The sequence below is a fragment of the Enterobacter cloacae complex sp. IR5458 genome, from assembly GCF_049238025.1.
Classification (GTDB): domain Bacteria; phylum Pseudomonadota; class Gammaproteobacteria; order Enterobacterales; family Enterobacteriaceae; genus Enterobacter; species Enterobacter kobei.
In genome coordinates, this window is the sequence record NZ_JBMKIF010000037.1 from 24,440 (window position 1) to 34,500 (window position 10,061).

Genomic DNA, 10,061 nt, shown 5'->3' on the forward strand with positions numbered 1-10,061 from the left:
TTACGAATTACGTAGAGGATTCAAGATGGCTACTGGAAAGATTGTCCAGGTAATCGGCGCCGTGGTGGACGTCGAGTTCCCTCAGGACGCCGTACCACGCGTGTACGACGCGCTTGAGGTACAGAATGGTAACGAGAGCCTGGTGCTGGAAGTTCAGCAGCAGCTCGGCGGCGGTATCGTGCGTACCATCGCGATGGGTTCTTCCGACGGTCTGCGTCGTGGTCTGGAAGTGAAAGACCTTGAGCACCCGATCGAAGTGCCTGTAGGTAAAGCAACACTGGGTCGTATCATGAACGTATTGGGTCAGCCAATCGACATGAAAGGCGACATCGGTGAAGAAGAGCGTTGGGCTATCCACCGCGCGGCACCTTCCTACGAAGAGCTGTCAAGCTCTCAGGAACTGCTGGAAACCGGCATCAAAGTTATCGACCTGATGTGTCCGTTTGCGAAGGGCGGTAAAGTTGGTCTGTTCGGTGGTGCGGGTGTAGGTAAAACCGTAAACATGATGGAGCTGATCCGTAACATCGCGATCGAGCACTCCGGTTACTCTGTGTTTGCGGGCGTAGGTGAACGTACTCGTGAGGGTAACGACTTCTACCACGAAATGACCGACTCCAACGTTCTGGACAAAGTATCCCTGGTTTACGGCCAGATGAACGAGCCACCAGGAAACCGTCTGCGCGTTGCGCTGACTGGTCTGACGATGGCTGAGAAGTTCCGTGACGAAGGCCGTGACGTTCTGCTGTTCGTTGATAACATCTATCGTTACACCCTGGCCGGTACTGAAGTATCTGCACTGCTGGGTCGTATGCCTTCAGCGGTAGGTTATCAGCCTACGCTGGCGGAAGAGATGGGTGTTCTTCAGGAACGTATCACCTCTACCAAAACCGGTTCTATCACCTCCGTTCAGGCGGTATACGTACCTGCGGATGACTTGACTGACCCATCACCAGCCACCACCTTTGCGCACTTAGATGCAACCGTGGTACTGAGCCGTCAGATCGCGTCTCTGGGTATCTACCCGGCCGTTGACCCGCTGGACTCCACCAGCCGTCAGCTGGATCCACTGGTTGTGGGTCAGGAACACTACGACACCGCGCGTGGCGTACAGTCCCTGCTGCAGCGTTACCAGGAACTGAAAGACATCATCGCCATCCTGGGTATGGATGAGCTGTCTGAAGAAGACAAACTGGTGGTAGCACGTGCGCGTAAGATCCAGCGCTTCCTGTCCCAGCCGTTCTTCGTTGCGGAAGTATTCACCGGTTCTCCGGGTAAATACGTTTCCCTGAAAGACACCATCCGTGGCTTTAAAGGCATCATGGAAGGCGAATACGATCACCTGCCAGAGCAGGCGTTCTACATGGTTGGTTCCATCGAAGAAGCAGTGGAAAAAGCCAAAAAACTTTAACGCCTTAATCGGAGGGTGATATGGCAATGACTTACCACCTGGATGTCGTCAGCGCAGAGCAACAAATGTTCTCTGGTCTGGTCGAGAAAATCCAGGTAACGGGTAGTGAAGGTGAACTGGGTATTTTCCCGGGTCACGCACCGCTGCTCACCGCCATTAAGCCTGGTATGATCCGCATCGTTAAACAGTTCGGTCATGAAGAGTTTATCTATCTGTCCGGCGGCATTCTTGAAGTGCAGCCAGGCAGTGTGACCGTTCTGGCCGATACCGCTATTCGTGGCCAGGATCTCGACGAAGCACGAGCCCTGGAATCGAAGCGTAAGGCTGAAGAGCACATTAGCAGCTCTCATGGTGACGTGGATTACGCTCAGGCGTCTGCGGAGCTGGCCAAAGCGATCGCGAAACTGCGCGTTATCGAGTTGACCAAAAAAGCGATGTAACACCGGCTTGAAAAGCTCAAAAGCCAGTCTGTATACCAGGCTGGCTTTTTTTTTGTGCCTTAATTCATGATGAAAAAGATGTAGAATTTTAAGCATCAAACGTTTTTACTTCTCACTTAAATTACCGTCAGGATGCGTATGTCAAACAGTGCGATGAGCGTGGTGATCCTTGCCGCTGGCAAAGGTACCCGCATGTATTCCGATCTGCCTAAAGTGCTTCACCGTCTGGCAGGAAAGCCAATGGTGCAGCATGTCATTGATGCAGCGAATGAATTGGGGGCCCGCCAGGTCCATCTGGTTTATGGACACGGTGGCGATCTGCTTAAAAAGGCGCTGAGCGATGACGCGCTAAACTGGGTGCTCCAGGCTGAACAGCTGGGTACTGGCCATGCAATGCAGCAGGCCGCCCCTTTCTTTGCCGATGACGAAGACATCCTGATGCTCTACGGAGACGTCCCGCTGATCTCCGTCGAGACGCTGACTCGCCTGCGTGCAGCCAAACCGCAGGGCGGCATCGGTTTATTAACCGTCGTGCTGGATGACCCAACGGGCTATGGCCGTATCACGCGTGAGAACGGCCACGTAACGGGTATCGTTGAACACAAAGACGCCAGCGATGAACAGCGTCAGATTCAGGAGATCAACACCGGTATCCTGATTGCCAATGGCGCAGATATGAAGCGCTGGCTGTCGAAGCTCAATAACAACAACGCGCAGGGTGAGTACTACATCACCGATATCATTGCGATGGCGTACCACGAAGGGCGTGAAATTGCCGCCGTTCATCCGGCGCGCATCAGTGAAACGGACGGCGTGAATAACCGTCTGCAGCTTTCTCGTCTCGAGCGCATTTATCAGTCTGAGCAGGCCGAAAATCTGCTGCTGGCCGGCGTAATGCTGCGCGATCCAGCGCGTTTCGATCTGCGCGGGACCCTGTCGCACGGGCGAGATGTTGAGATTGATACTAACGTTATCCTTGAAGGTAACGTTCAGCTTGGCAACCGCGTCAAAATTGGCGCCGGCTGTGTTATCAAAAACAGCGTCATCGGTGACGACTGCGAAATTAGCCCGTACAGCGTGGTTGAAGATGCTCATCTGGACGCGGCGTGTACTATCGGTCCGTTTGCGCGTCTGCGTCCAGGTGCTGAGCTGCTGGAAGGCGCTCACGTAGGCAACTTCGTGGAAATGAAAAAAGCGCGTCTGGGTAAAGGCTCGAAAGCCGGTCATCTGACCTATCTGGGTGACGCAGAAATTGGCGACAACGTGAATATTGGTGCAGGAACCATTACCTGTAACTATGACGGTGCCAACAAGTTCAAAACCATTATCGGCGACGACGTGTTTGTGGGTTCTGACACGCAGCTGGTGGCGCCTGTCACCGTAGGTAACGGCGTGACCATTGCCGCCGGGACGACCGTGACGCGTGACGTGGCGGATAACGAGTTAGTGTTAAGCCGCGTGCCGCAGGTGCACAAGCAGGGCTGGAAACGCCCGGTGAAGAAGAAGTAACAACAAGGCGGGTGGCGCTACGCTTACCCGCCCTACGATTGAGTTGGCCTGATAAGGCGTAGCCGTCATCAGGCACACCCGGGTGAGGAGATAAATATATATCTCCCCCCACAAGCAGTACCCATAACTATAACCCCACTCTCTACAAGGCTCGGGGTGCCCGGAAAGGGCAAATACAGGTCAGCGACAACGCAGGCATCATGCCTAAATTCGGAATCTAAAATATGTGTGGAATTGTTGGCGCAGTTGCGCAGCGTGATATTGCTGAAATCCTTCTCGAAGGTTTACGTCGTCTGGAATACCGTGGTTACGACTCTGCCGGTCTGGCTGTCGTAGATGCAGAAGGTCATATGACCCGTCTGCGCCGTCTGGGTAAAGTGCAGATGCTGGCCCAGGCTGCGGAAGAACATCCGCTGCACGGCGGGACGGGTATTGCGCACACCCGCTGGGCGACGCACGGTGAACCATCCGAAGGTAACGCCCACCCGCATGTGTCTGAACACATCGTGGTCGTCCATAATGGCATTATCGAAAACCACGAACCCCTGCGCGAAGAACTGAAAGCGCGCGGTTATACCTTTGTCTCAGAAACCGACACCGAAGTGATTGCTCACCTGGTGCACTGGGAGCTGGCACAGGGCGGCACGCTCCGTGAAGCGGTACTGCGCGCTATTCCTCAGCTGCGCGGTGCGTACGGTACGGTAATCATGGATTCCCGCGACCCGTCCACGCTGCTGGCCGCGCGTTCCGGTAGCCCAATGGTAATCGGTCTGGGGATGGGGGAAAACTTCATCGCCTCCGATCAGCTGGCACTTCTGCCGGTGACCCGCCGCTTTATCTTCCTGGAAGAGGGAGATATCGCGGAAGTGACTCGCCGCAGCGTGACCGTCTTCGATACCAAAGGCGAGCAGGTTAAGCGTCAGGAGATTGAATCTAATTTGCAGTACGATGCGGGCGACAAAGGCGCGTACCGTCATTACATGCAGAAAGAGATTTACGAGCAGCCAAACGCGATCAAAAACACCCTGACCGGGCGCATTAGCCACGGCGAGGTGGATCTGAGCGAACTGGGTGCCAATGCCAATGAACTGCTCGGCAAGGTTGAGCATATTCAGATCGTCGCCTGTGGCACCTCCTACAACTCCGGTATGGTCTCTCGCTACTGGTTTGAATCCCTGGCGGGTGTGCCGTGCGACGTGGAAATCGCGTCTGAATTCCGCTATCGCAAATCCGCTGTGCGTCGCAACAGCCTGATGATCACCTTGTCTCAGTCCGGTGAAACGGCAGATACCCTGGCAGCGCTGCGTCTTTCTAAAGAGCTGGGTTACCTGGGCTCTCTGGCCATCTGTAACGTTCCAGGTTCTTCACTGGTGCGCGAGTCCGATCTGGCGCTGATGACCAAAGCGGGCACCGAAATTGGCGTCGCCTCTACTAAAGCGTTTACCACTCAGTTGACGGTTCTGCTGATGCTGGTGGCGAAGCTGGCGCGCCTGAAAGGCGAAGATGCTTCCGTTGAGCACGACATCGTTCACGGGCTGCAGGCGCTGCCGAGCCGTATTGAGCAGATGCTGTCTCAGGACAAACGCATTGAAGCGCTGGCGGAGGATTTCTCTGACAAACATCACGCCCTGTTCCTGGGCCGTGGCGATCAGTATCCGATCGCGCTGGAAGGCGCGCTGAAGCTGAAAGAGATCTCCTACATTCACGCTGAAGCTTATGCGGCAGGCGAGCTGAAACACGGCCCTCTGGCGCTGATTGATGCGGATATGCCGGTCATCGTTGTGGCACCAAACAACGAACTGCTGGAAAAACTGAAATCCAACATCGAAGAAGTGCGCGCCCGCGGCGGTGTCCTGTACGTCTTCGCTGATAAAGATGCCGGTTTTGCCAGCAGCGACAATATGCACATCATCGAAATGCCGCATGTCGAAGAGGTGATTGCACCGATCTTCTACACTGTTCCGCTGCAGCTGTTGGCTTATCACGTGGCGCTGATCAAAGGCACTGACGTTGACCAGCCGCGTAACCTGGCGAAATCGGTCACGGTTGAATAATTTTATATATTGAAGTGAAATAGCCCCATAAATCTATGATTGTGGGGCTATTTTTTGATCGGTAAATATAAATTTACTCTGAAAATATAATTCTGGAATAATAGAGATATATAAATCCTGGTAGAATTAATCCTGTTTTTTTAAATATAATATTATATTAAGACCTCACTTCATCCTGAACTATTCCATATTCGGCAGGCGAGAATAATAGAATAATATTTCTTCTTGTTATTTTTTATTTTAAAGAGTTTAATGCTCTTCGCTTGTATGCCCTGAAGCATTTATCAGGGAAATAGTATTTTGCAATGTATAATTCAGGATGGTGTTGTAATGAAAGGAAATACGTTAAAGAGCATTGTTGTGCTTTCCTCTTTATTTTTCGGTGCGCAGACACATGCGGCCAATGGCAATGGTACTGTCCATTTCACGGGCGAAATTATCGATAGTACCTGTGAGGTGTCTACCGGTACTAAAGACCAGACCGTTGATTTAGGCAAAGTGAATAAATCAACGTTTACCGGCGTGGGGTCAATGGCGTCGGTTCAGGCATTCCAGATCGATCTGCTGAACTGCCCGGATACCTACAAAAAAGCCAGCGCCCGTTTTGACGGCACCGAAGACGGTGACGGGTACCTGAAGCTGTCTTCTGGCGGGGCGAGTGGCGTTGCGATTGCAATTTATAACCGCGCCGATAACAGTCTGCTTAAGCTTTACAATCAGTCTACGCCTGCCACTATTTCCTCCGGCAAGGCGTCGTTACCATTTATGGCTCGCTATATCGCCACGTCTGCAACCGTAACGGCGGGCACTGCCAATGCGGATTCGGAATTTACCATTACATACAGTAATTAATTCCTTCAATCTCTTTCTGTAAAAAAATAATCAGGCCTGGTGAGGTTGGGTTTGTTGCGCCCTTTTATCGGAAATTATCCAGGCCTGTTACAGGATATAATATGCGCAGGCGTTTTATAATTTTATTTGTTGCTCTTCTTTTCTCATTCGCTACCGGGACGTCAAGTGCCGGGATTGTTATTGGTGGCACCCGCGTTATCTTCCCTGGAAATAAAGCAGATACCACCCTCTCTGTCTTAAATAGAGATACGGCACTGCCTTACCTTCTTCAGGCGTGGGTTGAGCCTTTTAACAATGCGGATAAGCACCAGCCGCCCTTTACGGTTATTCCTCCCGTCTCCCGGCTGGAGCCCGGCCAGGAGCGTGTCCTGCGTATCATTAAAACTCAGGGCGAATTACCGTCTGACAGGGAGTCCGTGTTTTGGCTGAATATTAAAAATATTCCCCCGTCGACAACTGAAGAAAGCAGCAAGCTGGAAATTGCCATCAAAACGCGCATTAAACTCTTCTGGCGTCCGGCGGGTGTTAAGGAAACGCCTGAAACAGCCGCTCTGAAAGTGAAATGGCAACGGCAGGGTAGCATGCTGGTGGTCACCAACCCGACGGCCATTCACGTCAATGTGATCGACGTGGTTATTGATGGCAAGCCGCTTGACCTGGCGATGATAATGCCGTTTGAGACACGTCGGCTGGCGCTGCCTGCTGGCGTGAGCAAAATGCTCACCTGGCACAGTATTAATGATTACGGCGCGATTAGCGACGCTATTCAGCAACCTCTTTAACCGCGGCGGGGTTGCTTGTATTGAAACGTTTTCACTCTTTGATTTTATCCCTGCTGTGGCTGGGAGGAAGCTATCCGCTTCTCGTCAGTGCCACACGACCACTCTTTAACGTGCGTCTGCTGGAGCTTGATCGGCCCATTGAGGTCGATATCAGCCAGTTCAATCGCCCGGATAACCTGCCTGAAGGAGAATATCAGGTTGATATCTATGTGAACGATCGATTCATTGCGCGCAGGGCGGTGCGTTTTTTCCGCCACGATCCGGAGAGTGCGTTGGCGCCTTGTTTTGTGGATGTAAAAAACACGCTGGCGATGTTTGGCCTGAAAGTGAACGCGATTAAAGCGCTGGATACGGTGAATGCTGAAGGTTGTGAACCGGTGCCTGTGCTGCCTGGCGCGAAATGGACGCTGGACAGCGAAAAGCTTGCGCTGAAGGCGTCGATCCCTCAGGTCTATCTGGACGCCACGGCGCGTGACGCCATTTCGCCCTCGCGCTGGGATCAGGGTATTGACGCTTTGATGCTGAACTACGATTTCTCCACGACCCAGACGCTGAAGTCAGACTATGACAGTGACGATCTCTACTACCTGAATTTACGCAGCGGGCTGAACATTGGCGGATGGCGTCTGCGTAACTATAGCGCCTTAAATGCGGTCAACAGCCGCGGTAACGTTCGTTCGCTGAGCACGTACTTACAGCATGATATTGCCAGCCTGCGCAGCCAGGCCATGGCGGGTGATACGTGGACCGCGAGCGATCTCTTCGACAGTTCACAGGTGCGCGGCGTGCGTCTGTACACCGACAGCGACATGCTCCCCGATAGCCAGAACGGTTTTGCGCCGGTGGTGCGCGGCGTGGCGAAAACCAACGCCGTGGTCACCATCCGCCAGAACGGCTACATGATTTATCAGTCGGCCGTGCCGCAGGGGCCGTTTGTGTTGACCGATCTCAACACCACCTCAAGCGGCGGAGATCTGGACGTCTCCATCAAAGAGGAAGACGGCAGCGAGCAGCATTTTGTTCAGCCTTACGCATCTCTGGCAATTTTGCGTCGGGAGGGGCAAACGGATGTGGACATCAGCATCGGCGAGCGTCGTGATAACGATCGGTTTATGCCAGAGGTGATGCAGGCACAGGTATTGCACGGAATGGCGTGGGGAATGACGCTGTATGGTGGCACGCAGCTGGCAGACGATTACCGCGCGTTTGCCGCCGGCATTGGTAAAGATCTCGGCAATATCGGCGCTATTTCGATGGATATCACCCATGCCCAATCGCACTTTACGGACGATGACGAGCAGGGGCAATCCTGGCGTTTTCTGTACTCAAAAACGTTCGACGTCAGCAATACCAGCCTGCGTATTGTAGGTTATCGCTATTCAACGGAAGGGTTTTACACCCTGGGCGAATGGGCATCGCGCACGGGCGATAGCGAGAACTTCTGGCATACGGGCAACCGCCGCAGCCGGGTAGAAGGCACCTGGACTCAACCGTTTTCCGAGGGGTACGGTAATGTCTATCTTACACTGAGCCGGGAGCAATTCTGGCGTACAGACGATGTGCAGCGCCTGATACAGATAGGCTACAGCAACAGCTGGAAGCAGGTCGTGTGGAACCTGTCGTGGAACTATACCGATACGGTGTCTGACAGCATGGGAGAGTGGCAACAAGAAGATGAAAGCGAGCATCTCGTTATGCTGTCGCTGTCTCTGCCGCTTTCGGCCTGGTTACCCAACAGCTACGTCAACTACAACTACGCCCACAGCAACCATGGCACACCTTCCCACCAGATTGGGTTGAACGGCAATCTGCTCGACGATAACAATCTGAGCTGGAACATACAGCAGTCCGTGTATGAAAACCGCGGCACCTCGGCGGGAAATGCGGGACTGGTCTGGGATGCGTCCTACGGCTCGCTAAAGACGAATTATGCCTGGAGCGACGAAAGCCAGAGCCTGAACTACGGCGTCAGCGGCGGCGTGTTGATCCACGACGAAGGCATCACCTTCTCGCAGGAGATGGGCGAAACGGTGGCGCTGATCAAAGCGCCTGGTGCGTCAGGGTTATCGGTAGATAACGCCAGCGGCGTTGCCACCGACTGGCGCGGCTACACCGTGAAGACGCAGCTTTCACCCTACGATGAGAACCGTATTGCGCTTCAGAATAAGGATTTTGTTTCAGGCAACGTTGAGCTGGAACGCAGCGTGCAAAACCTGGTGCCTACGCGTGGCGCGGTGGTGAAAGCCGAGTTTGTTACGCACATCGGCTATCGGGTGCTGTTTAGCGTTTCACTGGCGAACGGCAAGCCAGCACCGTTTGGTGCGGTGGGTACCGCTGCGCTTAATGTGGGAAGCGCAACGGGAATTGTCGGTGACAAAGGTGAACTCTATCTCGCCGGCATGCCCGAATCGGGGCAATTTTCGCTGACGCTCAGCAGCGGCAAGGCCTGTCTGGCTGATTATCACATCCATCAGAAACCTGATTCCGGGCTGGTGCAACTGCCTGTCATTTGTCGATAAAGGATAAGAATGAAACCCCAATTCTGGCTTTTTACTCTCTTTTTTGCCGCTTTTTTTTTACAGGCGGCGCCTACCGGATACTGCGTACCAGACAATGGCAAATACCATAACTATTTCACTGTCGCGGAACAATTAACGACGCTTGATAACCTGGTTGGCATGCAGCATATGATCGATATGAATAACTCTACGACTTCGTTTAAGGGAACGTGCTACTGCCAGACGGGGAAAAATGAAAGTTACGATCATGCTTACATCACCAGCGTGGTTAATCCAGCCCTGCAGCCCACCACTAGCAGAAACAATATCTCCTATTATTATCTCAATAAGTATCTTGATATCGGTTTGCAAATCTACATTCTTGGCGTTGGCTACACCACCGTTCCCTTCGATCACCTGCCAAATGACATTGGGGGAACGTACCGGTGTCATAATGGCGTGATCTTGACCCGCCATTTCCGGACAGCTTTTGTATCTTAAGTTAACGATGCCCGCTG

At 53.1% G+C, this 10,061-nt stretch carries 8 protein-coding genes; 7 read left to right on the top strand and 1 reads right to left on the bottom strand.

All coding sequences use genetic code 11. The features are described 5' to 3' along the window. Positions 1-25 precede the first annotated feature (25 nt). The 7 genes from atpD to ACOTYN_RS22105 all read left to right on the top strand — a co-directional run bounded on the left by atpD (position 26) and on the right by ACOTYN_RS22105 (position 9,564). Positions 26-1,408 carry a F0F1 ATP synthase subunit beta gene (gene atpD, locus ACOTYN_RS22075; RefSeq protein ID WP_003862362.1) on the top strand — a complete coding sequence of 461 codons (1,383 nt, stop codon included), beginning with the start codon at positions 26-28 and terminating at the stop codon, positions 1,406-1,408. 20 nt (positions 1,409-1,428) lie between these two features. Further along, entirely contained in the window at positions 1,429-1,848 is a 420-nt protein-coding gene (locus ACOTYN_RS22080; RefSeq protein WP_006177560.1) for a F0F1 ATP synthase subunit epsilon, read from the top strand. A 138-nt stretch (positions 1,849-1,986) separates the two neighbouring features. Continuing rightward, positions 1,987-3,357 (top strand): bifunctional UDP-N-acetylglucosamine diphosphorylase/glucosamine-1-phosphate N-acetyltransferase GlmU, encoded by a 1,371-nt coding sequence (gene glmU / locus ACOTYN_RS22085; RefSeq protein ID WP_032635218.1) that lies wholly within the window; start codon positions 1,987-1,989, stop codon positions 3,355-3,357. A 224-nt stretch (positions 3,358-3,581) separates the two neighbouring features. After that, complete coding sequence (glmS, locus tag ACOTYN_RS22090; protein WP_014881886.1) at positions 3,582-5,411, top strand: glutamine--fructose-6-phosphate transaminase (isomerizing); 1,830 nt, start codon at positions 3,582-3,584, stop codon at positions 5,409-5,411. 330 nt (positions 5,412-5,741) lie between these two features. After that, positions 5,742-6,263, top strand: coding sequence for a fimbrial protein (locus ACOTYN_RS22095; protein ID WP_014881887.1), 522 nt, complete (start codon positions 5,742-5,744; stop codon positions 6,261-6,263). A gap of 101 nt (positions 6,264-6,364) precedes the next feature. Beyond that, positions 6,365-7,045, top strand: coding sequence for a fimbria/pilus periplasmic chaperone (locus tag ACOTYN_RS22100; RefSeq protein ID WP_071922755.1), 681 nt, complete (start codon positions 6,365-6,367; stop codon positions 7,043-7,045). Positions 7,046-7,086: 41 nt separating this feature from the next. Next, complete coding sequence (locus ACOTYN_RS22105) at positions 7,087-9,564, top strand: fimbria/pilus outer membrane usher protein (RefSeq protein ID WP_371886255.1); 2,478 nt, start codon at positions 7,087-7,089, stop codon at positions 9,562-9,564. 132 nt (positions 9,565-9,696) lie between these two features. Here ACOTYN_RS22105 and ACOTYN_RS22110 read toward each other — a convergent pair. Continuing rightward, positions 9,697-10,061, bottom strand: a 365-nt coding sequence (locus tag ACOTYN_RS22110) for a hypothetical protein (RefSeq protein WP_421634773.1), incomplete at its 5' end; no start/stop codon positions are given.

Excerpts from the sequence above, each read along its gene's own strand:
- atpD (WP_003862362.1), top strand. The coding sequence starts at position 26 with ATGGCTACTGGAAAGATTGTCCAGGTAATCGGCGCCGTGGTGGACGTC.
- glmS (WP_014881886.1), top strand. The coding sequence starts at position 3,582 with ATGTGTGGAATTGTTGGCGCAGTTGCGCAGCGTGATATTGCTGAAATC.
- ACOTYN_RS22100 (WP_071922755.1), top strand. The coding sequence starts at position 6,365 with ATGCGCAGGCGTTTTATAATTTTATTTGTTGCTCTTCTTTTCTCATTC.
- glmU (WP_032635218.1), top strand. The coding sequence starts at position 1,987 with ATGTCAAACAGTGCGATGAGCGTGGTGATCCTTGCCGCTGGCAAAGGT.
- ACOTYN_RS22080 (WP_006177560.1), top strand. The coding sequence starts at position 1,429 with ATGGCAATGACTTACCACCTGGATGTCGTCAGCGCAGAGCAACAAATG.
- ACOTYN_RS22095 (WP_014881887.1), top strand. The coding sequence starts at position 5,742 with ATGAAAGGAAATACGTTAAAGAGCATTGTTGTGCTTTCCTCTTTATTT.